A 23,238-nucleotide genomic window follows, 5' to 3' on the forward strand; every position below is an offset into this window, starting at 1 on the left:
CGACGCGGATCTCGGTCAGAACGAGCCGACTCGACGAGGTCGTCACCAGCTCGTGTAGAGCAGGTGTTGGACGAGCAGGGCTGTGAGGAGCTGCAGGGCCAGACCGGGTCGGCGCCAGCTCTCGGGCAGGAGGGCGCAGCCGAGGGTGAGCCAAGGCATGAAGGGGAGCCAGATCCGCTCCACCTCGGCCCGGCTCATCTGCGAGGCGTCCGCGAGGGCGACCATGACGACGGCGGCCGCGACCAGGACGACGACCACCCGCGCGGCGTGGTCCCTCCGGGCGGCCCAGGTGGCGCCGAGCCCGGCTCCGATGAGCGGCCCGGCGCTGATCGCGAGCGCGGCCAGGTTTCCCCAGGTCCAGTAGGCACCCGGGCGCTTGTGGGCCAGCCCGTCCCAGTAGCGCTCGACCAGCACGGGATACGCCTCCCACCAGGCGAAGCCGCCGACGGTGAAGACGAGGGCGACGGCAACTGCCGAAGCGATCGCAATCGGCAGCGCCCACCACCCCCTACCCAGCCAGATCACCGCGAGCGCGAGAACCCCGGCGAGCAGTAGCCCATAGGACATGAACACGACGCCCCCGAGCAGCAACCCGGCGAGGACCGCCGCCAGCGAGGCGGCCAGGCTGGATACGACGGGACGTTCTTGTCCGTTACCGACGGGTAGATGGACAAGAACGTCCCGTCGTATCCGGCAGGAAGCGAGGGCGAGGCAGGCCATCCCCCAGGCGACCGTGGTCGCCATCACCGCGTCCGCCGAGACCGCCAGGAACACCGCAGAAGGTGACAGGACCAGGTAGGGAGACGCCGCGCGGGCCGCATCCTCGGCCCCGAGGACCCGGACGGTCGTCATGACCGCCAGCGGCAAGGTGGCGGCGATCACCGTGACGACCAGTCCAGCCGCCAGATCACCGCCGAGACCGAGCTTCACCAGGAGCGTGAAGAAGAGCACCATCCCAGGCGGATGCCCGGCGATGTGGACCGGCCAGTTGCCGTCCGGTGCCGAGTAGGGGATCCGGGAGACGTACGTCCTCAACAGCTCGGGCACGTCGTCGACCGACCGCGCCGTGATGAGGTATTCGGACGGGTTGCCCAGCACCCGCGAGATGCCGTCGGGGCCGTCGACCAGGGCCAGCGACAGCAGCCACACCAGCCCGACCGCGTAGGCGACCAGGAGCAGCCGCCGCCACGGCAGTCGCTTCGCCACCGGGCCGGCCCACCGCACACAGACCAGCGCGACCAGCACCGCCGGGACGGTGCCGATTCCCACTTTGACCTGCGGATATCCGTGCAGCGGAGCGAACGTGCCGTCCTCGACGTGCACCCGCGTCCAGACCTGCCAGTCGAAGAGGGGTGGCACCAGGACGGCCGCCGCGACGAGCACGGCGGTGAGGATGAGTCCCGTCGAGGCGGCCTGTCGAGCGGAGAGGTTCACGACAGCGAGCGTAGGTCCGCGAGGGCCGGTTGGGAGCCGCGGCGCGAGGCTCGTCATCGGACCGTAAGATCTGGCGGCCCCGTCGGCGGCCGCGTGTTCCTAGAGTCGGTTCCATGACCAGGACCAGCCCCGACATAGACCTCGTGCTTCCGTGTCGCGACGAGGCCGCGGCGCTGCGCGAGCTGCTCCCGCGCGTGCCCGCAGCGCTCTCCGTGATCGTCGTCGACAACGGCTCGACCGATGGCACCGCCGACGTCGCTCGTGCGCAGGGGGCACGGGTGGTGTCGGAGTCGCGGCCCGGGTACGGAGCGGCGGTGCACGCGGGCCTGCTGGCCGCGACCGCAACGTACGTCGTGGTCATGGACGGGGACGGCTCCTTCGACCCCGCGGACACGCTGCCGCTGGTCGAGACGATCAGGCGCGACGAGGCCGATCTGGCGCTGGGCCGCCGCGAGCCGGTCGCCCGCGGCGCGCAGCCCTGGCACGCCCGGGTCGGCAACCGGTTGGTCCTGGCCGCGCTGCGGCGGCGTACCGGTCTGCGGGTGCACGACATCGCGCCGATGCGCGCGGCTCGCCGGGAGGCGCTCCTGGAGCTCGGCGTGGAGGACCGGCGCTCGGGCTATCCCGTCGAGCTCCTCGCCCGGGCGGCCCGGGCCGGGTGGCGCGTGCACGAGGAGGCCGTCGGCTACCACCCCCGCACCGCTGGGACCCGCTCGAAGGTGTCGGGTTCGGTGCGGGGCAGCATGACGGCGGCGTACGACTTCTGGCGGGTGCTCGGATGAGCGAGCGTCAGCGAGCGTCAGTAGGTCTCAGGCCGCCGCTTCCGTATTCTTCGCCCTTCGCCACGGAGGTGGCGGCATGACGACACTCCTGGTGGTAGCCAAGGCGCCGGTGCCGGGCAAGGTGAAGACCCGGCTCGCCAAGGACGTCGGCGACGCGATCGCCGCCGACGTCGCCGCCGCCGCGCTGCTGGACACGATCGAGGCCTGCACGGTGGCCGTGGGAGCGGCCCGGTGCCGGCTCGCGCTCTCCGGTGATCTCCGCGCCGACGGAGCCGGAGCGAGCAGTCGGGCGGAGGTGATTCGGGCCTCGCTCACCGGATGGACCGTCGTCCCCCAGCACGGTGACGGACTCGGCGAGCGCCTCGCGCACGCCCATTCCGAGGTGACCGGGCCGGTCGTGCAGATCGGTATGGACACGCCCCAGGTGAGCCCGCAGGCGCTGTTGGCCGTGGCCGGCGGGCTGGACTCGGCCGATGCCGTGCTCGCCCCCGCCGAGGACGGCGGCTGGTGGGCACTGGCGCTGCGGGACCCGTCCGCTGCCGCCGCCCTGCGCGACGTCCCCATGTCCACCCCCGAGACGTACGCAGCCACCCGCTCCGCGCTCGAACGACTCGGTCTCCGGGTCGTCGCCGGTGAGCGGCTCCGCGACGTCGATCACCTCGCGGACGTCGCGCCGGTCGCCGCCGCCGCGCCGCTCACACACTTCGCCGCGGTCGCGGCCCGGATCGTGGAGGGGCCCCGATGACGGCGGTGGCGGCGGAGTCCGCGTTCGCCCATGCCTTCGCCAGCGAGGCGTGCCGGGTGGTGACGGTCGACGGCGAGCCGTCGCGTCTCCCGGTCGAGGACTGGGTCCGGACGGCCGACGCCGCGGACCACGCCCTGGTCTCGTGCTGCACCGGGCCGACGGTCGACCTCGGCTGTGGTCCCGGCAGGATGACGGTCGCGCTCACGGCGCGGGGCCTGCCCTCTCTCGGCGTCGACGTCCTCCCGGAGGCGGTGGCCGAGACCGAGACCCGCGGCGGACGCGCTGTGTGCCGCGACCTCTTCGAGCCGGTACCCGGTGAGGGCTGGTGGGCGACCGCGCTGCTCGCGGACGGCAACCTCGGGATCGGGGGCGACCCGCCCGCCCTTCTCACCCGCGTACGCAGGTTGCTCGTGCCCGGAGGCCGCGTGGTCGCGGAGGTCCACCCGCCCGGAACCCCCAGCGGGCCGCTGCTCGCGCAGCTGGCCTGCGCCTGTGGGAGCTCCTCGGAGTTCCGCTGGGCGGTGGTCGGCGCGGATGTGATCGGGGCGATCGCCGCCGAGGCCGGATTCACGGTGAGGCGGCTCGAGCCTCTCCCCCATCGGCGGCCCACGCCGCATCCGCAGACCCTGACGCCCTCAGCGGAGCGGTGGGTCGCCGTACTCGAGGAGCACTCATGAAGATCCCGTCGGAGGACTCGTTCACCTCGCGCCTGAGAAGCGCCGCGGTCGCGGCACGGGTCGGGATGTGGCTCGGGATCTGCTTCCTGGTGGCGCTGGTGACCGGGGTGATCAGCCACTACGCCCAGGTCGACCATCAGCCGGTGCCGCTCCCGGCAAGCCCGTCGCGGCTCTACCAGCTCACCCAGGGCCTGCACGTCGCCGCCGGCACCGCCGCGATCCCGCTCCTGCTGATCAAGCTCTGGGTCGTCTTCCCCAAGCTGTTCCAGCCGATGCCGCGCCGGGTCCGCGAGGCGCTGCCGACGGCACTGGAGCGGGGCTCGATCGCCATCTTGGTCAGCACCTCCATCGTCCAGCTCACCACCGGGCTGCTCAACGTCGCGCAGTGGTATCCGTGGGGGTTCAGCTTCCGCAACACCCACTTCGCGCTGGCGTTCGTCGCGGTCGGCGCCCTGCTGATCCACATCGCGGTGAAGCTGCCGGTCGTACGCGACGCCCTCACCGGTGACATCGACGACACCTCCAACGACCGGCCGAACGCGGTCCAGGCCGGGCCGGTCAGCCGTCGTGGAGTGCTGGCGCTGGCCGGCACCTCGGCGGCCGCGGCCGCGTTCCTCTATACGGCCGGCACCATCCCCGGCGTCGGCCGTCTCGCCGCACTCTCCTCGCGCTCACGTGCGCACGGCATCCCGATCAACCGCACCGCCCGCTCCGCCGGGGTGGTGGCCGCGGCGAGCAGCTCGGCCTACCGGCTCGAGGTCGTCCACGGCGCCGTGACCCGGTCCCTGACCCGTGAGGACATGCTCGCCATGAGGCAGCGCACCCACATCCTTCCGATCGCCTGCGTCGAGGGCTGGAGCGTCGCCGGCGAGTGGGGAGGGGTACTCCTCCGTGACCTGCTCGACCTGGTCGACGCGCCACGCGGGAGGGAGGTCCGGGTCCGGTCGATCCAGACGTTCAGCGCCTCCTCGGACACCGTCCTCCCGCCCAACTTCGCCGACGACGACCGGACCCTGCTGGCCCTTCACCTCGACGGCGAGACGCTCTCGATGGACCACGGCTACCCGACCCGGCTGATCGCGCCCGACCGGCCCGGGGTGATGCAGACCAAGTGGGTCTCCCGGATCGAGGTGCTCTCATGAAAGGTGCGGAGATGAGAGGTGCGCGCGTCGGCCTGATCCTCCTCGGGGCGGTCGGGATGGCGTACGGCGCCTGGCTCCTGCTGAGCCGGCAGGACCTCGCTCAGATCGTCGAGGTCGTGATCTGGCTTGCGGCGGCGGTCGTGATCCACGACGGGATCCTGGCGCCGGTGGTGGTCGGGCTCGGATGGTTCGGCGGCCGATTCCTGCCGCGGGCCGTCGCGCGCGGTGCGGTGACTGTGCTCGTGCTGCTCGGCCCGGCGGTGCTGGTGGCGATCCCGGTGCTCGGACGGTTCGGCGCGATCGCCGACAACCCGACCCTGCTCGACCGGGACTACACCCGCGGGCTGCTGATCTTCGCGGCCCTGTGCGTGTGTGCCGGTGTCGCGGTGGGGGTCGGCCAACTACGCTCGCGTCAGCGTGCTGACCAGGTGCGGCTTCCTGACAAGGAGGGGTGATGGCCCGCGTACTCGTCGTGGACGACGACCTCACCGTACGTGAGGTGCTGGCGTCCTACCTGCGCGCCGGCCGGCACGACGTCGTCGAGGCCGGCGACGGTGAGCAGGCGCTGCGGGAGATGAACGCGAACCCGGCCGACATCGTCATCCTGGACCTGATGCTGCCCGGGATCGACGGCCTGGAGGTCTGCCGTCGTCTGCGGCAGGCCGGCGAGGTGCCGATCATCATGCTCACCGCGCTGGGCAGCGAGGCCGACCGGATCGTGGGTCTCGAGCTCGGCGCCGACGACTACGTCGGAAAGCCGTTCAGCCCGCGCGAGCTGGTGCTGCGCGTCGACTCGGTGCTCAAGCGCACCGGGCGCTCGGGACCGGACGAGACCGGCGTGGTCTCCGACGGTGCCCTGGTCGTGGACGCGGACCGGCGGGTGGCGACGAACGCCGGGGGCGAGCTGGCGTTGACGACGCGCGAGTTCGACCTGCTGCGCTATCTGGTCTCGCACCCAGGCAAGGCGTTCACCCGCGAGGACCTGCTCGAGCACGTGTGGGGGTGGACGATCGGCGACCGGTCGACGGTCACCGTCCACGTACGCCGGCTGCGGGAGAAGGTCGAGCTCGACCCGACGCGCCCCGAGCGGCTGGTCACGGTCTGGGGCGTCGGCTATCGCTGGGATCCTGCGGGGGCGACCGGATGAAGCCCCTCGACGCGATCGTGATCGCCCTGGTCGCCGCGGGCGCCGGGCTCGGCGTCGGCCTGGTCGGGCTGCTCCTCGCATGGCTGACCCGCCGCTGGTCGATCCGCTGGCAGCTCACCCTGGTCGCGACCGTCGCGGTGCTGACGGTCTTCGGGGGCGTGCTCGCGATCGCCTGGCTCATGTTCCTCTCCGGCCACGACCTTCAGGTCATCACCGTGGTCACCTCGATCGCCGTGATCGTGGCGATCCTGGTCGCCCTCACCATCGGCTCCGCGGTGGTCCGCTGGTCCGGCGCCGTCCGGCTGCAGGTCCGCGAGATGGCCCACGGGGGCCGGCGGGAGCCGTCCGCGAGCGGCCCGCGCGAGCTGCGTACGTTGTCCGTCGAGCTCGCCGAGACACAGCGGCGTCTCGAGGAGGCCAGGGCACGCGAAGCCCGTCTGGAGGGGTCCCGGCGCGAGCTCGTCTCCTGGGTCGCCCACGATCTGCGTACGCCGCTGGCCGGGCTGCGCGCGATGGCCGAGGCGCTCGAGGACGGGATCGCCGCCGACCCGCACCGCTACCACACGCGGATCCGCACCGAGGTCGAGCGCCTGGCCCGGCTCGTGGACGACCTCTTCGAGCTCTCCCGGATCCAGGCCGGCGCCCTCACCCTCGTGCAGGAACCGGTTCTGCTGGGCGACCTGGTCAGCGAGGCGCTCGCCGGTGCCGATCCGGTGGCCAGGGAGCGCCAGGTCCGCCTGGGCGGCCAGGTCGAGGACGGTCTGGAGATCACCGCCGACCCGGCCAGCCTCTCCCGCGTCGTCGCCAACCTGCTGATGAACGCCATCCGCCACACCCCCGCCGACGGCACGGTCGAGGTGCACTGCCGGATGGCCCCCGGCGACGGGCGCAGTGACGTACGCAGCGTCGACCTCAGCGTCAGCGACGGCTGCGGCGGCCTCGACCCCGGCGACATGGAGCGCGTCTTCGACCTCGGCTGGCAGGGCAGCGCGGCGCGGACGCCGACAGCGCCCGAGGGCGCCGACGGCGCCAGCGGCCAGGGCGCCGGCTTCGGCCTCGCGATCGTCAAGGGCCTCGTCGAGGCCCACCGCGGCATGGTCTGGGTCGAGAACCTCCCCACCGCGACCGGCTGCCGGTTCCACGTACGCCTGCCCGCTTGAGCGACCAAGAGATCGCGCAGGGACGGCGTAGCAGGCGGCCCTACCTTCGCGATCTCCAAGGCTCGACGACGACACCACCGACGAATGTCTTCGGGATCGGCTCGGTGAGCGTCTCGGCGAGTTCTCGAGGGCGCGTCAAGGGAGCCAAGTGCCCGCCGTCGATCTCATCTGGCGTCAGGCCCAGCCGGTCGGCGACGACCTTGCGCATGAAGTCGGCGGGGAAGAACCTGTCGTCGCGGCACAGCAGGAATCGTGTCGGCACGTGCGGCCAGGCGTCGAGCGGCCAAGGTTCTGCGAACGGAGTGCCGGACTGCTCGAGGCTGTGTCGTGGGACCTCCGCCGAGATTGCCGGCGAGACATCATGAAGAAACGGGTCGTCGTCATCGGGCGGCGCCCATCCGGTGTTGTCCCACCACTCTCCCGGCGATTCTCCGGGCTGCGGGATCATCCCCGAGAGCAGCACCAGCTGCGACACCGAGATCCGATCACACACCAACGCAGCGGTGAAAGCACCAAACGAGTGTCCGACCACGACGAGATCCGCGTGGTCGCCGATGGCGTCGATCACGAAGTCGGCATAGGTCGACAGGTCCGCTGAGTCGTCGTCGTAGGGCAGGTCAGGAGCGACTACGGCGTGACCACGGGACCGCAGCTCCGGCTCGAGCAGGTGCCAGAGCCAGGAGTCGGACCCTGCGCCGGGGATCAGGACGTACGTGCTCATGACCGACTCCGCTGCTCGACCTGTTCGATGCTCCTTCTACCGGGCAACCGGGGCACTCGTGGTGTCCCGGCGCGGGCAGTGACTTCGTCGTTGACCTGCATCATGATCCTCCAGGGATTCGCTCGACCACGTCGATCGCGATCGTTTGAACGGGTAGACGATCAGTGCGAGGAAAAGGAATCGTTGCCGTTCTCCAGGACTGACGGGAGCCCGAAGGCTGGGAACAGATGGGGCTCGAACGCGGTGATCTCTGCGATCTTCCCGGCTTCGACGCGTACGACGTTGAGCACTTGGGCACGGTATTGCAGTTCGCCTGGCAGCCGGATGTAGCCGGCGACGGCGGGCTGGCGGTTCGCACGTGTCGGCACGCTGCGCCAATCTGCACGATGCAGTGGTGATCCGGGGCCGACGGCCTCCTGCATGAAGCCGATGACAGCCGCCGGACCGACGACCCAGAACGGGTGCGGCGGCATCGTCAGCTGCACGTCGTCGCTCAGCACCGCGGCAAGAGCGGCTGCGTCCATGTGTTCGTGGGCATCCATGAACTGATGCAGCAACGTCCGTTCCTGTTCGGAGGCCGGAACCGACGCCGTCCAATCGGAGCGCCGGCGGGGAAGACGCGACCTCATCATCGGACGTGCTCGCTGTAACGCACTCTTGACCGCTGGAACGCTCATCTCCAGCACCTCTGCCGTCTCGGCGGCCCGCCAGCCCAGGACATCCCGCAGGATGAGCACGGCCCGCTGCCGCGGCGGAAGTCGCTGGATCGCGACAAGAAAGACGAGCTCGATGGTCTCCCTCTCCACCACGGCAGCCTCTGGTTCGTCCTCGGCGGAGGCAACCGGCTCCAGCAATTGATCGGGAAACGGTTGCAACCAGGAGATCTCGACACCCTCCGCCGCGGCGGGTGAATCGCCTGGCGGCGAGCTGCGAACCTGCGGTCGACGCCGGCTCCGATCCAGGAAGTCCAGGCACGCATTCGTAGCGATCTTGAAGAGCCACGTCCTGAACGACGCGCGACCCTCGAAGGTCTCGTGATTGCGCCAAGCTCGCAGGAAGGTCTCCTGAACCAAGTCCTCGGCCTCATCGAACGAACCGAGCATCCGGTAGCAATGCACACGGAGCTCACGGCTATGGCGCTCGACCAGGCGCGTGAACTCCACGTCATCAAGGACGTTCATGTGGCCAAGCCTCTCCTAGCCGGCGCTGGTGAGCCATACCAATCGCGTACGCGATCCGGCGTCGCACGGAGTCACCGAGGGTGGGAGGCGCTCACCCGGCATGCGGACGCAGGCCGATCTCGGTCAACCGTCGGCCACGCCGCCTGAGCAGATCCTGGAAGGCCGCCGCGAGCGGCGATGGTCGGCGATCGAGCCAGCAGGCGCCGATGTGCCGCACCGCCTCCGGGTTGGACAACGACACCTCGACGCAGCCTGTGGCCCCATGGGGATCGCGGGGCGCCAGGCTGACCCCGAGGCCGGCCGAGACGAGTCCCCGGAGCGTGGCGAGGTCGTCGCCCTCGAAGCCGATGGTGGGCGTGACACCGCTGGCCCGGGCGAGCGCCTCGAGCAGCGTACGCATCCCATAACCGCGCTTCATGCAGATGAAAGTCTCCGAGGCGACCTCCTCGAAGCTCACCCGCGACCGGGTGGCCAGACGGTGGCCCTTCGGCACGACCAGGACCAGGGGTTCGGTGTGCAGCCGCCACTGCCGCATCTCGGACCCCTCCTCGAGCGGTGAGATCAGCGCGATCTCGGCGGTACCGTCTGTGAGCGCGGCGAGGCACTGCGGGCGCGAGGTCTGGATCAGGTCGAAGGACACGCCCGGATGCTCCTGGAGGAACGCCTTGACCAGCGCAGGCACGACCCGCTCGCCGAGCGTGTTCTGGAAGGCGAGGGCGATCCGGCCGCGGGCGCCGGACTCCTGGGCCTGAACCGCCTCGATGCCTGCCGCGGCCGCGGCGACAGCGGCAGCAGCGTACGGGGCCAGCGCCTCCCCCGCGCGAGTGAGCCGCAATCCTCGTCCTTGCCGCTCGACCACATCCACCCCGAGCTCCCTGCCGAGGCGCGCGAGCATGCGGCTCACGGTGGGCTGTGGCATCTGCAGTACGTCGGCGGCGGCGAGCGTCTGACCCGTCTCCGCCAGTGCGGCCAAGGCCGGGAAGAGCGGAAGGACGTTTCGTACGGAGGCATCCACCCTCCCATCGTATGCGATTACGCATTCCTCAGGCGTTAAACATGCATTGGACGCATGGTCAAGGGCTCTCTAGCGTCACGGAGGTGAACGAACTGGCAGGACCCGACCCGGGACATCGAAGGGTGATGGTCGCCACCGTGGCGATCGGGATGACGACCCTCATGCAGCTCTACTATCCGCAGGCCCTGATCCCCGCGGTCGGTCGCGACTTCGCCGTCGACCCCTCGCAGGCCGCGCTCACCGTCTCGGGGGCGACGATCGGCCTCGCCGTCGCCGCGCTCGGCTGGTCGTGGATCGGCGACCGGATCGGCCAGGCGTCGGCGATGAAGATCGCCGTTGCCGTCGCCGCGGCCATCGGGCTGATGCTTCCGTTCGTTTCCTCGTTCCCCGTGCTCGTCCTCTTCCGCGTCGTCCAGGGCATAGCCCTGGGAGGCGCTCCCGCGCTCGCGCTGGCCTACGTGAGCGAGCAGGTCGACCGGCGCCACGCCCTCGCTGCGAGCGCGACGTACATCTCCGGCACGGTCGTCGGTGGCCTGATGGGACGCCTGATCGCCGCGCCGATCGCCGATGTGAGCGACTGGCGGGTGGCTGCGCTCGTCACCGGGTGCGTCAGCGCGGTCGGCGCCACCGTCGCGGTCCTCGCCCTGCCTCGCGACCACCGCTCGGCAACAGCGCGGCCGCGGCCGACCGGGATGCGGCACGGGATGGTCGCCAACCTCACCAACCCCGCCCAGCTGGCGCTCTACGCGCAGGCCTTCCTCCTGATGGGCGCGCAGGTCGCGATCTACAACTACCTCGGCTACCGGCTCGAGCTGGAGCCGTTCAACCTTCCGCCGGCCCTGACCGCGGTCATCTTCCTGGCCGGGCTCTCCGGTGTCCTCTCAGCCAGAATGGCCGCCACGTTCGCCGGCCGGTTCGGTCGACGGCGCATACTCCTGGCCTCATCGCTGACCATGGTCACCGGGGCCGCTCTGACGATCCCCGACTGGCTGCCCTCGGTTCTCGCCGGCCTGCTGGTGTTCACCACGGCCTACTTCGCCGCACACTCGATCGCCTCGGGCTGGGTCGGACCGACGGCGACCAGCGGCATCGCGCAGGCCACCTCGCTCTACACGCTCTTCTACTACGCAGGATCCAGCCTGTTCGGATGGCTCGGCGGCCTCGCCTTCATGGCCGGCTGGACAGGCACCGCGAGCATGGTCATGGCGATCGTCCTGATCGCCTTCGCCACCGCCCGCACACTCCTGCCGCACCCTGCCGAGGAGGTCGGGCCACGGACCCCGACGAAGAGGTACGCAGCACCTCGGTGAACGCGGCGGGCAGGCCAACAGCGGCGCTCGCCGTGGAGGACGACGATCGCGGCCGCGAGGGCCGTCTTTCGTCACGCTTGCTCATGGCCCTCTGCGGCGTGTACGGCTCTCTGACCGTTACGATCGGACGCGGGATGCGGTTTGCCTCTGTTTGGAGGCATCCACAGGTTAGGAGTGTGTATGTTCCTCAATCTTCACGAACAAGAACGTCTCATGATCTACCTGGCGAGCAAGCTCGCCTGGGAACGCAAGGATCGTGGACTCAAGCTCAACCTTCCCGAGGCAACCGCGATTCTGTCGTCGGCCCTGTACGAAGGTGCGCGCGACGGCAGGTCGGTCGCCGACCTGATGGAGTTCGGGCGGCAGGTTCTTCGCCGGGAGGACGTCATGGACGGGGTTCCCGAGATGCTGGCACAGGTGCAGATCGAGGCGACCTTCCCCGACGGCACGAAGCTCGTGACGGTGACGGGGCCGATCCAATGAGCGAGTCGAGCAACACGAACGGCGAGCCGCTCGACGCGACGATCGACCACCCGGCGCCGGCACCGCCGCATGACAAGGCGTCACACGCGACGACCGAGGCGGAGCACCCCAGCGACTACCCGGGCTTCGACTACCCCGACGAGAACAGTCCAGATCGCGCCCGGTTCACCAGCCACGCCGAGCGCTCGCACTCATCGGGGCGCAACAACCCGAGCGAGCCACGCCGACCCGGCACCGGCGAGCGGCAGGCGCCGCTGCGCGAGGCGCCGACGGTGCCCGAGGACACGCCGATCGTCCCCGGAGAGCTGCTGCTCGCCGACGAGGTCGTGGTGATCAACGACGGCCTGCCCACGACGACGCTGCGGGTCCTGAACACGGCGGACCGGCCGATCCAGGTCGGGTCCCACTTCCATTTCTACGAGGTGAACGCTGCCCTCGACTTCGACCGGGATGCCGCGTGGGGCCAGCGCCTCAACGTGCTCTCGGGGGGTTCGGTCCGTTTCGAACCTGGCGCCGTCGTCGAGGTCGAGCTTGTTCCGATCCGAGGACGACGAATCGTCCGCGGGCTTCGCGGACTCTGCAAGGGAGCGCTTGATGGCTGAGATCTCACGGTCCGAATATGTGTCCTCCTACGGCCCCACCACCGGTGACCGCATCCGCCTGGCCGACACCGATCTGCTGATCGAGGTCGAGGAGGACCGGTCCAGGGGCGGCGACGAGTCCGTCTTCGGCGGAGGCAAGTCGATCCGCGAGTCCATGGGGCAGTCGTGTGCGACCCGGGCCGAAGGCACCCCCGACCTCGTCATCACCGGCGCCGTCATCCTCGACCACTGGGGCATCATCAAGGCCGACATCGGAGTACGCGACGGCCGCATCTGCGGGATCGGCAAGTCCGGCAACCCGGACACGATGGACGGCATCGACCCCAGCCTGGTCATCGGTCCGTCCACCGAGATCATGGCCGGCAACGGGCTGATCCTCACCGCGGGGACGATCGACACCCACGTGCACTTCGTCGGCCCGCAGATGTTCGAGCTGGCGCTCGCCACCGGCACGACCACGATGGTGGGCGGCGGGACGGGTCCGTTCGAGGGCTCCAAGGCGACGCTGGCCACGCCCGGTTCGTGGTGGCTGGCGCGCATGTTCGAGAGCATGGAACCGCTTCCGGTCAACTACCTGATGCTCGGCCGTGGCAACACCGTCTCGGAGGAGGCGATGTGGGAGCAGCTGCGCGCGGGAGCCGGCGGCTTCAAGGTGCACGAGGACTGGGGCGCCACACCAGCGGCCGTGGATGCAGCTCTTCGGGTCGCCGACGAGTCCGGCGTGCAGGTTGCCATCCACTCCGACACGCTCAACGAGGCCGGTTTCGTCGAGGATCTGCTCGCCGCCGTCGACGGCCGCACCTTCCACTCGTACCACACCGAAGGCGCGGGCGGTGGCCACGCTCCGGACATCATCCGCATCGCCTCCGAGGCGAACGTGCTGCCGGCCTCGACGAACCCGACGCGTCCGTTCACCGTCAACACGGTCGACGAGCACCTCGACATGGTCATGGTCGCCCACCACCTGAACCCCCAGGTGCCGAACGACCTGGCGTTCGCGGAGAGCCGCGTGCGCGCCGGCACGATCGCCGCCGAGGACGTACTGCAGGACCTGGGCGCACTCTCGATCATGTCGTCGGACGCCCAGGCGATGGGCCGCATCGGCGAGGTCGTGCTGCGCACCTGGCAGACCGCGCACCAGATGAAGCGCCTACGTGGCTCCCTTACGGGCGACGGACGTGCGGACAACAACCGCGCGCGGCGCTACGTGTCGAAATACACGATCTGCCCCGCGGTCGCGCACGGCATCGAGAAGCACGTCGGATCAGTCGAGGTCGGCAAGCTGGCCGATCTCGTGCTGTGGCAGCCGGCGCTCTTCGGCGTCCGCCCGCACACCGTCATCAAGGGCGGCATGGCAGCAGTTGCAGCTCTCGGCGACCCGAACGCGTCGATCCCCACCCCGCAGCCGGTGCTCCTTCGTCCCGGCTTCAACAGCCATAGCCCGACGGCATCGCGCACCAGCCTCGCGTTCGTCTCCCAGACGGCGATCGATGATGATCTCGCGAGCCGGCTTCGCGTGGAGCGCGACCTCGTGGCCATCGAGAGCGTCCGGGGGCGAACGAAGCTGGACATGCCGAACAACACCGCGATGCCCCAGATCACGGTCGACCCGGACACCTACGGTGTGACCGTCGACGGCGAGCTGATCGAGCACGAGCCCGCCGCTGAGGTGCCCATGGGCCAGCGCTACTTCCTGTTCTGACATGGCGGGAGGTTACGAAGCGCTCCTCCTGCTGGCAGACGGACGCCTGCCGGCGGGAGGCTACGCCCACTCGGGCGGCCTCGAGTCGGCGATCCGGCTCGGCCTCGTGCGCGACGTCGACGACCTGCAGAGATTCCTGATCGGCCGGGCCACCACGAGCGGCGCCGTCGCGGCCGCGTTCGCCGCGGCGTCGTGTCGTGCCTGTCTCGACGGCGACGTCGATCGGGTGACCGCTCTTGATGCGGAGTTCCACGCCCGTACGCCCTCGCCGGCTCTGCGACAGGTCTCTCAGTCGCTGGGCCGCCAGCTGTTGCGCGCCTGGGCAGCGATTCGGCCGCACGAGTTCCAACGGCGCATCCCTGCCAGGCTGAACCATCCGGTCGCGTTCGGCGTCACCGCCGGCATGCTCGACCTGACGCCCCACGACGCGGCGCGCGGCATCCTTCACGAGACCCTGATGGGTCCGGCCATGGCCGTGGTCAAGCTAATGAGTGTCGACCCGTTCCACGCCCACCGTGCGCTGGCCGAGATCATGCCGCTCGTCGACGAGGTCGGCACGGACGCCGCTGCCTACGCGGACAGCGACCCGGCCGACCTCCCGTCGTACTCGGCTCCGCTCTCGGACATCGTCGCCGAGCACCATGATGCGCAGGAGATGCGACTCTTTGCCTCCTGAGACGACGGCCCCCGCGCAGGCCGGGCCATCAGCGATGAGAGCGCGCGCCGCCCTCACCTGCGAGAGATACGGCACGACACACCGGCTGACGCGGCTGCGCTCGGAGGGCCCGCTCGCGCTGCGCCCCACCCGTCCGAAGGCCTTCGAACCCTGGGTCCAGGGCGATGCGTCGGCCGGGCGCGTGTCGTTGTCCGCGGCGGCGGCCGGCCCGCTGGGCGGCGACCGGCTCGAGCTCGACGTACGTGTCGGTGCGGGAGCGGTGCTCGTGCTCAACGAGATATCAGCGACACTGGCCTTGCCAGGAACGACGGGCGCGCAGTCGGAGATGCGGTTCACGATCCGCGTCGACGACGACGCCACGCTCATCTGGATGCCCGAGCCGGTGATCGCGGCCCGCCGGTGTGACCATCGGCAGAGCATCACCGTCGACCTCGCGACCTCGGCCCGCTTCTATCTCCGCGAAGAGCTCATCGTCGGCCGTCACAACGAGGAGCCGGGCAATATCGAGCAGCGTCTTCGTATCGTTCGCGGTGGCGCGCCCGTCTACGACCAGGACCTGCGCCTCGGCAGCCGCTACGCCGGCTGGGACAGCCCAGCCGTGACGGAGGGCCGCCGCGCGGCCGGAACGATGATCATCGTCGACCCTGGATCAGGAATCGGCCGGGGTCGCACCGACCTGATCAACAAGGAAGCGGTGAGCGTCGGCCTCGACGACGACGTCGTGCAGGCGACGGCGACCGCACCAGACAACCTGACGCTCGCTCGGGCACTCGACGAGGCGCTCGCGCTCGTGGGCGCGCCTTGGTCGACGCCGAGCACCAACCCTCCGGCCGCCCCGCGGTGACCGGACGAACACAGGAGAAGATATGACTGCCTCACGCACGGGCCTCGATGCGAACCCACTCGAGAGCCGATCGCTGCGCATCGGCGTCGCCGGCCCCGTCGGCACCGGCAAGAGCTCGACCATCGCCACGCTCTGCCGCGCGCTGTCCGACGAGTTCCGCATCGGCGTCATCACCAATGACATCTACACCGACGAGGACGCTCGCTTCCTGCGATCGGAGGGAATCCTCCCCGCCGAGAGGATCCGGGCGGTCGAGACCGGTGCCTGTCCGCACACGGCGATCCGAGATGACGTCACGATGAACCTGCTCGCCGTCGAAGATCTGGAGCAGGACTTCGCGCCCCTGGACATCGTCTTCGTCGAGAGCGGCGGCGACAACCTCACCGCCACGTTCTCGCCGTCGCTCGTCGACGCCCAGCTCTTCGTTCTCGACGTCGCCGGGGGCGGCGACGTCGCCCGCAAGGGCGGGCCGGGCATCGGGCGCGCAGACCTGCTGGTCGTGAACAAGATCGATCTCGCCGAGTACGTCGACGTCGACGTCGAACGGATGCTCGCCGACGCAGGCGACGCCCGCGACGGTCGCCCGGTCATCGGCCTCTCACGCAAGCGCCCCGACACGATCGAGCAGCTGTGCCAGTGGGTGCGAGACCTCTCGGCCCGCTTCCACGACGGCGAGCACGTCCCGGTCGATCCCGGCCCGATGGCACCACATTTCCATGCCGACGACGGCGGATACGTTCACAGCCACGAGTGACCTGTCCGTAGCGCGACTCGACGGAATCCCGGCTGCGAGACCGATCGTGCTAGGGCATGCTGAGCCGGAGAGAAGGTGGCCCCGCACCGTGCCGGGGTCGCGGTTGGCGTGGCAACACTGCTGCTCAACGCGTGTGTCGATGTCGAAAGGACTGTCCGATGCTGGGTCCCGATAACGCCATACCGGAGCGAGGAGAATCGACGGCGCAGAACGCCGCTCCGTACCCAAACCCTCTGGAGGAGCTCTCGCTCCAGCAGCTGCGTACGCGTACCAGCATGAAGTGGCGCACCCACCCCGCCGATGTTCTTCCGCTGTGGGTGGCCGAGATGGACGTACGTCTCGCCCCGTCCATCGTCTCAGCGCTGCACTCCGCGATCGACGCGGGTGACACCGGATACCCCGCCGGCACTCGGTACGCCGAAGAGCTGGCCGCGTTCGCGCACCGTCGTTGGGACTGGGGCGGGCTCGCCGTGGAGCGCACCACCGTGGTGCCCGACGTGATGATGGGAATCGTCGAGCTGCTCCGCCTGATCACCGACCCTGGCGACTCCGTCGTCGTCAACGCTCCGGTCTATGCACCTTTCTATGCGTTCGTCAGCCACGCCGACCGCCGCATCGCCGAGGCGCCGTTGGGCGAGGACTCACGCATCGATATCGAGGCGCTCGAGGAGGCATTCCTGCGCGCGAAGGCGGTCAGTCGCCAAGCTGCGTTCTTGCTCAGCAACCCCCACAACCCCACCGGGGCAGTGCACACGCACGAAGAGCTCGAGCAGGTAGCCGCCCTCGCCCGCCGCCACGGAGTCCGGGTCATCTCCGACGAGATCCACGCTCCGCTCGTCCTGGCCGGGGCATCATTCACCCCTTATCTCAGCGTGCCCGGCTCGGAGGACGCCTTCGCCTTGATGTCGGCATCCAAGGGCTGGAACCTGGCAGGTCTCAAGGCCGCCGTCGCGATCGCAGGCGCCCAGGCCACCGACGATCTACGCCGGATGCCGGAAGAAGTCAGCCACGGACCAAGCCACCTGGGCATCATCGCCCACACCGCCGCCTTCAAGGACGGTGAAGACTGGCTGGACGCCCTGCTCCTCGGACTCGAGTCGAATCGGGCTTTGCTCGGCGCGCTCCTCGAACAGCATCTGCCGACCGTGAAGTGCACACCCCCGGACGGGACCTATCTCGCCTGGCTGGACTGTCGTGCCCTGGGCCTGGAGGACGACCTTCGGCTCGACGGTCCGGCCATCGTGACTGACCTGGCCGGACCCGCTCAGCTCTTCCTCGAGAAGGGGAAGGTCGCGCTCAGCTCCGGTCACGTGTTCGGGACCGGAGGCGCGGGACATGTCCGGCTCAACTTCGCCACGTCTCAGGAGATACTCCGCGAGGCAGTACGCCGGATGGGCGCGGCTGCCCCGTACTGATCCGGGAATTGGTGGACGCAAAGGGACTCGAACCCCTGACATCCTCCTTGTAAGGGAGGCGCTCTACCAACTGAGCTATGCGTCCGAAGCGCCCCAAGAGTATGCGATCAGGGGCCGGCCGGGCTAACTGGGCCGTAAATGGAAGTTGAGCCGCCGACGTCTCGGGTCGTCAGCGGCTCAACACTGATAAGACTAGATCCCCCACGGGGCACCGCCAAGCGATGTAACCACCCTGTTAACGGAACTTGGATGACCCGTAAACTACCTGGTCAGAGCACCGCGTGGAGCTCCCGCAGGTGCTCATCGAGGTCGCGGCCGTCGGCGTTGGCGTTGTGCACGGCCCACCGGACCACGCCGTCCTTGTCGACGATGTAGGAGGAGCGCTGAGGGGCGCCGTTGCGGTCGTTGAAGACGTCGTACGCCTTCGCCACCTCGCCGTGCGGCCAGAAGTCGGAGAGGACCGGGAAGTTGAGACGGTCGGTGTCGGCGAACTGCCGCATCGCGAACATCGGGTCGCAGGAGATCGCGAGCACCTCGGTGTCGAAGGTGACGAACTCGTCGAGCCGGTCCCGCAGCCCGCTCATCTCACCGGTGCACACACCGGAGAAGGCGAACGGGAAGAAGAAGATAGCCACGGCCTTCTTGCCGTGGAAGTCCGACAGCGTCACGTCGGCACCGAACTGGTCCCGGAGCGTGAAGTCCGGGGCCGGTCCACCGATCTGAAGTCCACTCACTGCTCAAGCATCCCTTCACCGCTCGGACTCGTCGAATCCGGGGCCGTCTCCCAGCTCGCCAGCTCGCGGCGGAGCACCTTGCCGGTCGCGTTGCGGGGCAGCTCGTCGACCACGATGATCTCGCGCGGCACCTTGAAACGGGCCAGGTTGTCCTTGACCCAGTCCTTCAGGTCCTGTTCGAGGTCCGCCCCGCCGTCAGCGCCCGCCTCAGCCCTCGGGGCCAGGACCACGAACCCACGCAGCCGCTTGCCGAAGCCTGCGTCGTCGACGCCGACACAGGCCGCGTCCGAGACCAGCGGGTGGCGCATCAGGCAGTCCTCGACCTCCTGAGGGAAGACGTTCTCGCCGCCGGAGACGATCATGTCGTCGTCTCGACCCTCGACGTAGAGCCGCCCGTCGGGGCCGAACCGCCCGACGTCACCGGTCGACATCAGGCCGTCGACGACCTCCTTGCCGCCACCGCTGATGTAGCCCTCGAAGAGCAGCCCGTTGCCGACGAAGATCCGGCCGGCCTCGCCATCGGGCACGGGGACCCCGTCGCCGTCGAGGATCCTCATCTGGGTCCCCCACGGCACCTTGCCGGCCGAGGTCGGCGCCTCGCGCAGATCGACGGGGTCCGCGATCGAGGCGTAGGACACCTCGGTCGAGCCGTAGACGTTGTAGAGCGAGTCCCCGAACCGGTCCATCCACTCCAGTGCCAGGTCGCCGGGCAGCGCCGACCCGGAAGAGGCGACGGCCTTGAGCCGCGAGGAGATCCCGGCCAGGTCGTACGCAGCCAGCTTCTCCTCCGGCAGCGACAGGATCCGCTGCATCATGACCGGGATGACCACGAACGAGTCGGCCTCCTGCGACTCCAACGTCGCGAGAGCGTCCTCGGGGTCGAACCGGCGCCGCAGGATCATGGTGGTGCCGAGCAGCTCGGAGAAGAGCAGGTGCGCGATCCCCCAGGTGTGGAAGAGCGGGGCGGCGACGAAACATCGCCAGCCGTCCTTCATCGGCATCCGCGACATCAGCGCGATCGCCGCGTCGATCCCCGCCTCCTGACGTGGCGCCGACTTCGGCGCACCCGTCGTACCCGAGGTCAGGATCACGATCCGGCCGTGCCGCGACGGTGGCCGCACCGGGCTCGAGTCTCCGGAGACCAGCGACTCGAGCGTCTCCGCGCTTCGCGCGGTCACTCCCTCGCTCGTCTCACCAGGGTCCTCGGAGTCCACCCAGGCGACCAGCCGTTCGGCCGATGAGGCCGCGGCCAGCAGGCCGGTGAACTCCTCGTCGTGGATGACCAGAGCAGGCTTGTCGCGCTCCAGCACATCGACGAGCTGCGGTCCGGCGAAGGCGGTGTTGAGGTACAACGCGTCGGCGCCCAGCTTCGCGACCGCCAAGGTGGCGTCCACGAACCCGCGGTGGTTGCGGCACATGATCGCGACCCCGTCCCCCTCGCCGATCCCCCGGGCGGCCAGCGCCCGGGCGATCGCGTTGGAGCGGCGGTCGAGATCGGCGTACGTCAACGAGCCCAGCTCGTCGATGACCGCGGTCCGGCGCGGGTAGCGGTGCGCCAGGCCGATGAAGCCACCGGCGGGACCGGTGCCCCACCGAGCCAGCGCTACGCCCGTCCGGGCCAACCCGAGTGGGTTGACCGGCCGGACGATGCCGGAGCCGGCCAGGATCCGCGCCGCGGAACCGGCGGTACGTGCCTTGGCAGCCGTAGTCGAGAACACCGTCGCGAGTCTAGTGGGACGCACGCGACAGCGCCTGGGGGTGTCCAGGAGTCCCGAGATCCGATCTCATCAGGCAGGAGTCTTCGGCGCCAGCAGACGCGTCGCGGCCCAGTCCTTGCTCACAGTTGCGGTGGTCGTCTGGGACAGTCCGGCGACAGGAGCGGCTTCGGCGATGTCGGCCGGGTCGACCGCACCAGGGCGGCCCACCTTCGGCGTCAGCAGCCAGATCACACCGCCACCGACGAGATCGGTCAGCGCGTCGACGAGACCGTCGACGAGATCACCGTCGTCATCGCGCCACCAAAGCAGCACCGCATCGACCACGTTGCCGTAGTCGCCGTCGACCAGATCTGCGTCGACGGAGTCTTCGATGGCGACCCGCAGCTCGTCATCCGTATCGTTGTCCCAGCCCATTTCCTGAATGACCATGCCGGACTTGAGGCCCAGCCGGTCCGCAGGCCCTGTGGCTGCGGTCGAGCTCACGTGTCTTTCCTCCAAAGCTTTGCGTCCACGCCGCTTGCTGCGCGAACTTGGTTGGTGGTAGTCCAGCGGAGAACGCTGGCCGACGCAACCCCAGCCGCCTGTCATTCGCTAGATAACGGCGTGTCGGAGGCATGTTATGCGCGCGGATCGAGCAGATGAAGCAGAACGTTCCGGTCCTTTACCGAACCCGCCCACGGGTGTTCGTCGAGAGGCACCTCCGGCCCCTGCCAGTCGTTGGCGGACAGCTCGCGCGACAATGACGCGAGGTGGCGTACGTCCTCGATCGACCCGCTCCACCGCGCCGGCCCGGCGTGGTCGAGCATCGTGGTCGCGATGGTGAGCACGTCCCCGTCGGAGAGGAGCTCGATCACCCGCCCCTGCTGGGGCCAGTCGATCAGGGACGGCGCGGTGACCTCCCACCACGACCCGTGCGGCTTGACCGCCGTACGATGCGTGTGCCCGTTGAGCCAGAGGACCGCGCTCTCATGACGCGAGACGGTCTGCTCGACCTCGCTCCCCAGCACCCGCCGGCCGCTGCCGCTGCCGCCGCCCAGATCGTTGACCAGCGAGGCCACGTCATGGTGGCTGGCGATCACCGCGAGCCGCTCGTCGTAGTCGGTGGAGGCGAGCACGGCATCGAGCCACTCCAGCTGTTCGGCGTCGAGCGATCCCTGGAAGCCACCGGCGGGGTTGACCGTGTCGAGGACGACGAGGGTGACCTCGTCATTGACGTCATAGCGGTAGTAGGACTTCCCGCCCGCCTTGAAGCCGTGCCCGGACGGCTTCGCCTCGTCGTGCACGTGGGAGTCGACGAACTCCTGCAGCGACGTCTTGCGCCGGCGCTTGTCGGGCGTCACCTCGTACGGGTCGAGCTCGGACAGCATCGCGAGCGCCGCCGGATCGCCGGCGATCAGGCCGGCGATGAGCTTCGCCTTGGCCTCGTCGGTCCAGTGCTCGGGCATCGCGATCGGCTTCAGGTCACCGATCGCGACCTCGCTGATCGCGGCATCGCCCGGCACGGTGCCCTGCAGCAGACCGTCGTGGTTGCCGTTGACGGCCAGCCACGGCACATCCAGACCGGGCGAGTCGATCGCGCGACGCACGGCCTTCAGCAGCCCGGGAACCAGCGGGAATCCGCCATAGCCCCGCCGCATGTCGTACGTCCCGCCCTCGGGGTGCCAGAAACGCGGGTCGGGCAGACCGGCGACACCTTCGTAGTGCAGCATGTCGCCGGAGTCGGGCACGAGGCGGCCACCGTCGAGCAGCGTCAGGTACCAGTCGAGCTCGTTGAACTGGCCGTTGTCGGTGCTGTCACCGGTGGCGACCGCCAGATCCAGCGGACCACCACCGACAGGGCCTTCGCTGACCTCGTTGACCGCCTCGACCATCGCCGCGCCGACCTGCGTCGTCAGCAGCTCCTGGGCCCGGTAGGTGCCGACCTGGTCGATCAGGTCCCGGGTCGCGCTGTCGGGGTCCATGAGCCGGTCCAGGACCTCGGCGCGGGCCGGCGACTGGTGGTCGCAGATGTGCAGGTCGGACAGGTGCGCGAGGGTGAGCACCGGGTCGCCCAGCTCCTCGGGGCGGCGGGCGAGATCGGTGCGCGAGACATGGCGCTCCTGCGAGCCTTCGGCCAGGCGGACGTACGCCCCCTTGCGGCCGCCCGGGACGATCCGCCCGCTCTCGCTGGTGACACCCATCTACGCCGCCTCTTCTCCATCAGGACCGGCCGCCGCGGTCAGTGCGCGAACGATACTCCCCAGGGCCATGTGAAGGGCTTGCGAGGATCGGTTCGGCGGCACGCGGCTTCGACCTATCCGATCGCGGGCTCGGCGTCCGCGGCGGAGGTGAGGGGGGCCCACGCGGCCATGGCGCAGGTGACGATCGCTTCGAGGTCGTCACGGGTCGCGCCATCGCGGGCCTGGACGGAGAGTCCTTGCACCACCGTGGCGTAGTAGCGGGCGATGTCGGCGACCGCATCGTCGCGCACGGTGAGGTCACCGTCGGCGACACCTTTGTCGAGACGCTCCTTGATATCGGTGAGCTGTGATCGCCGGATGTCGGCCAGGAACTCTCTGACCGCGTGGTTCTCGACCGCGCCGGTGGGCGCGGCGAGGATCAGCATGCAGTAGTGCGGCGCGTCGGAACGGGTGATCTGATCGACGGTGGCGTGCAGCATGGCGTTGACCGCGGCGCGGGCCGTCGGGTGATCGGTCAGGGCACGCCTGGGCGGCCCTCCGTACGTCGTGCCGTAGCGCGCCATGACCTGGCGGAACAGGTCGGCCTTGCTGCCGAAGCAGGCGTAGATGCTGGCCGAGGCGATCCCCATCGCTTCGGCGAGGTCGCTCAGGGAGGTGCCCTCGTAGCCCCGTTCCCAGAACAGGTTCGTCGCTTGCTCCAGGGCGGTGTCGGGGTCGAAGGTACGTGGCCGGCCGCGAGCAGCCATCGGGATGCCTCCTGTTTCGAGCTGATTTGTTTGTCGTCCGACCAAGTTTACGTTGACCTGGTGCGAACTG

Annotated in this window: 24 protein-coding genes and 1 tRNA gene; 15 read left to right on the forward strand and 10 right to left on the reverse strand. The window is 69.6% G+C overall.

Annotated elements, in window-relative coordinates; genetic code table 11:
• Window positions 1-42: 42 nt before the first annotated feature.
• Window positions 43-1,434: a hypothetical protein gene (locus ACRDPS_RS16415; RefSeq protein ID WP_431502727.1), complete on the reverse strand. Its 1,392-nt coding sequence runs from the start codon at window positions 1,432-1,434 to the stop codon at window positions 43-45.
• A 113-nt stretch (window positions 1,435-1,547) separates the two neighbouring features.
• Between ACRDPS_RS16415 and ACRDPS_RS16420 the strand changes: the two genes are divergently transcribed.
• From ACRDPS_RS16420 to ACRDPS_RS16450, 7 genes are all read left to right on the forward strand, one after another.
• The gene (locus ACRDPS_RS16420; protein WP_431502728.1) at window positions 1,548-2,216 is read left to right on the forward strand and encodes a glycosyltransferase family 2 protein; all 669 of its coding nucleotides are present in this window, start codon (window positions 1,548-1,550) and stop codon (window positions 2,214-2,216) included.
• A 76-nt stretch (window positions 2,217-2,292) separates the two neighbouring features.
• Window positions 2,293-2,961: a TIGR04282 family arsenosugar biosynthesis glycosyltransferase gene (locus ACRDPS_RS16425; protein WP_431502729.1), complete on the forward strand. Its 669-nt coding sequence runs from the start codon at window positions 2,293-2,295 to the stop codon at window positions 2,959-2,961.
• The gene (locus ACRDPS_RS16430; RefSeq protein ID WP_431502730.1) at window positions 2,958-3,638 is read left to right on the forward strand and encodes a methyltransferase domain-containing protein; all 681 of its coding nucleotides are present in this window, start codon (window positions 2,958-2,960) and stop codon (window positions 3,636-3,638) included. Before ACRDPS_RS16425 ends, ACRDPS_RS16430 begins: the two co-directional genes overlap by 4 nt.
• Window positions 3,635-4,780: a molybdopterin-dependent oxidoreductase gene (locus ACRDPS_RS16435; protein ID WP_431502731.1), complete on the forward strand. Its 1,146-nt coding sequence runs from the start codon at window positions 3,635-3,637 to the stop codon at window positions 4,778-4,780. Before ACRDPS_RS16430 ends, ACRDPS_RS16435 begins: the two co-directional genes overlap by 4 nt.
• Before the next feature lie 11 nt (window positions 4,781-4,791).
• Entirely contained in the window at window positions 4,792-5,235 is a 444-nt protein-coding gene (locus tag ACRDPS_RS16440; RefSeq protein WP_431502732.1) for a hypothetical protein, read from the forward strand.
• On the forward strand, window positions 5,235-5,927 hold the full coding sequence (locus tag ACRDPS_RS16445) for a response regulator transcription factor (protein ID WP_431502733.1): 693 nt from the start codon (window positions 5,235-5,237) through the stop codon (window positions 5,925-5,927). Before ACRDPS_RS16440 ends, ACRDPS_RS16445 begins: the two co-directional genes overlap by 1 nt.
• Window positions 5,924-7,087: a sensor histidine kinase gene (locus ACRDPS_RS16450; RefSeq protein WP_431502734.1), complete on the forward strand. Its 1,164-nt coding sequence runs from the start codon at window positions 5,924-5,926 to the stop codon at window positions 7,085-7,087. Before ACRDPS_RS16445 ends, ACRDPS_RS16450 begins: the two co-directional genes overlap by 4 nt.
• A 40-nt stretch (window positions 7,088-7,127) precedes the next feature.
• Here ACRDPS_RS16450 and ACRDPS_RS16455 read toward each other — a convergent pair whose 3' ends face one another.
• From ACRDPS_RS16455 to ACRDPS_RS16465, 3 genes are all read right to left on the reverse strand, one after another.
• Window positions 7,128-7,808 (reverse strand): alpha/beta fold hydrolase, encoded by a 681-nt coding sequence (locus ACRDPS_RS16455; RefSeq protein WP_431502735.1) that lies wholly within the window; start codon window positions 7,806-7,808, stop codon window positions 7,128-7,130.
• Between the two features lie 161 nt (window positions 7,809-7,969).
• Window positions 7,970-8,989: a sigma-70 family RNA polymerase sigma factor gene (locus ACRDPS_RS16460; RefSeq protein WP_431502736.1), complete on the reverse strand. Its 1,020-nt coding sequence runs from the start codon at window positions 8,987-8,989 to the stop codon at window positions 7,970-7,972.
• A 91-nt stretch (window positions 8,990-9,080) separates the two neighbouring features.
• The gene (locus ACRDPS_RS16465; protein WP_431502737.1) at window positions 9,081-10,004 is read right to left on the reverse strand and encodes a LysR family transcriptional regulator; all 924 of its coding nucleotides are present in this window, start codon (window positions 10,002-10,004) and stop codon (window positions 9,081-9,083) included.
• Window positions 10,005-10,087: 83 nt separating this feature from the next.
• Here ACRDPS_RS16465 and ACRDPS_RS16470 point away from each other — a divergent pair, with 83 nt between their 5' ends.
• From ACRDPS_RS16470 to ACRDPS_RS16505, 8 genes are all read left to right on the forward strand, one after another.
• A complete protein-coding gene (locus ACRDPS_RS16470; RefSeq protein WP_431502738.1) occupies window positions 10,088-11,314 on the forward strand; it encodes an MFS transporter in 1,227 nt (408 codons plus the stop codon).
• Window positions 11,315-11,494: 180 nt separating this feature from the next.
• Entirely contained in the window at window positions 11,495-11,797 is a 303-nt protein-coding gene (locus ACRDPS_RS16475) for an urease subunit gamma (protein ID WP_431502739.1), read from the forward strand.
• Window positions 11,794-12,399 (forward strand): urease subunit beta, encoded by a 606-nt coding sequence (locus ACRDPS_RS16480; protein WP_431502740.1) that lies wholly within the window; start codon window positions 11,794-11,796, stop codon window positions 12,397-12,399. The genes ACRDPS_RS16475 and ACRDPS_RS16480 overlap by 4 nt, the downstream gene beginning before the upstream one ends.
• Window positions 12,392-14,101 carry an urease subunit alpha gene (locus ACRDPS_RS16485; protein WP_431502741.1) on the forward strand — a complete coding sequence of 570 codons (1,710 nt, stop codon included), beginning with the start codon at window positions 12,392-12,394 and terminating at the stop codon, window positions 14,099-14,101. Before ACRDPS_RS16480 ends, ACRDPS_RS16485 begins: the two co-directional genes overlap by 8 nt.
• A gap of 1 nt (window position 14,102) precedes the next feature.
• Window positions 14,103-14,777 (forward strand): urease accessory protein UreF, encoded by a 675-nt coding sequence (locus tag ACRDPS_RS16490; protein ID WP_431502742.1) that lies wholly within the window; start codon window positions 14,103-14,105, stop codon window positions 14,775-14,777.
• A 34-nt stretch (window positions 14,778-14,811) separates the two neighbouring features.
• Complete coding sequence (locus ACRDPS_RS16495) at window positions 14,812-15,621, forward strand: urease accessory protein UreD (protein WP_431502743.1); 810 nt, start codon at window positions 14,812-14,814, stop codon at window positions 15,619-15,621.
• A gap of 22 nt (window positions 15,622-15,643) precedes the next feature.
• The gene (gene ureG, locus ACRDPS_RS16500) at window positions 15,644-16,375 is read left to right on the forward strand and encodes an urease accessory protein UreG (RefSeq protein ID WP_431502744.1); all 732 of its coding nucleotides are present in this window, start codon (window positions 15,644-15,646) and stop codon (window positions 16,373-16,375) included.
• A gap of 158 nt (window positions 16,376-16,533) precedes the next feature.
• A complete protein-coding gene (locus ACRDPS_RS16505) occupies window positions 16,534-17,790 on the forward strand; it encodes a MalY/PatB family protein (protein WP_431502745.1) in 1,257 nt (418 codons plus the stop codon).
• A 9-nt stretch (window positions 17,791-17,799) separates the two neighbouring features.
• Here the strand turns inward: ACRDPS_RS16505 and ACRDPS_RS16510 are convergent.
• The 6 genes from ACRDPS_RS16510 to ACRDPS_RS16535 form a co-directional block, all read right to left on the reverse strand.
• Window positions 17,800-17,875 (reverse strand) — tRNA-Val (locus tag ACRDPS_RS16510).
• 184 nt (window positions 17,876-18,059) lie between these two features.
• The gene (locus tag ACRDPS_RS16515) at window positions 18,060-18,524 is read right to left on the reverse strand and encodes a peroxiredoxin (RefSeq protein WP_431502746.1); all 465 of its coding nucleotides are present in this window, start codon (window positions 18,522-18,524) and stop codon (window positions 18,060-18,062) included.
• Complete coding sequence (locus tag ACRDPS_RS16520) at window positions 18,521-20,242, reverse strand: AMP-binding protein (protein WP_431502747.1); 1,722 nt, start codon at window positions 20,240-20,242, stop codon at window positions 18,521-18,523. Before ACRDPS_RS16520 ends, ACRDPS_RS16515 begins: the two co-directional genes overlap by 4 nt.
• Window positions 20,243-20,311: 69 nt before the next feature.
• The gene (locus ACRDPS_RS16525; RefSeq protein WP_431502748.1) at window positions 20,312-20,725 is read right to left on the reverse strand and encodes a DUF3052 domain-containing protein; all 414 of its coding nucleotides are present in this window, start codon (window positions 20,723-20,725) and stop codon (window positions 20,312-20,314) included.
• 134 nt (window positions 20,726-20,859) lie between these two features.
• Entirely contained in the window at window positions 20,860-22,422 is a 1,563-nt protein-coding gene (locus tag ACRDPS_RS16530; RefSeq protein ID WP_431502749.1) for a TIGR03767 family metallophosphoesterase, read from the reverse strand.
• 113 nt (window positions 22,423-22,535) lie between these two features.
• The gene (locus ACRDPS_RS16535) at window positions 22,536-23,168 is read right to left on the reverse strand and encodes a TetR/AcrR family transcriptional regulator (protein WP_431502750.1); all 633 of its coding nucleotides are present in this window, start codon (window positions 23,166-23,168) and stop codon (window positions 22,536-22,538) included.
• Window positions 23,169-23,238: the final 70 nt, after the last annotated feature.

The organism is Nocardioides sp., assembly GCF_050699375.1.
Taxonomy (GTDB): Bacteria; Actinomycetota; Actinomycetes; order Propionibacteriales; family Nocardioidaceae; genus Nocardioides.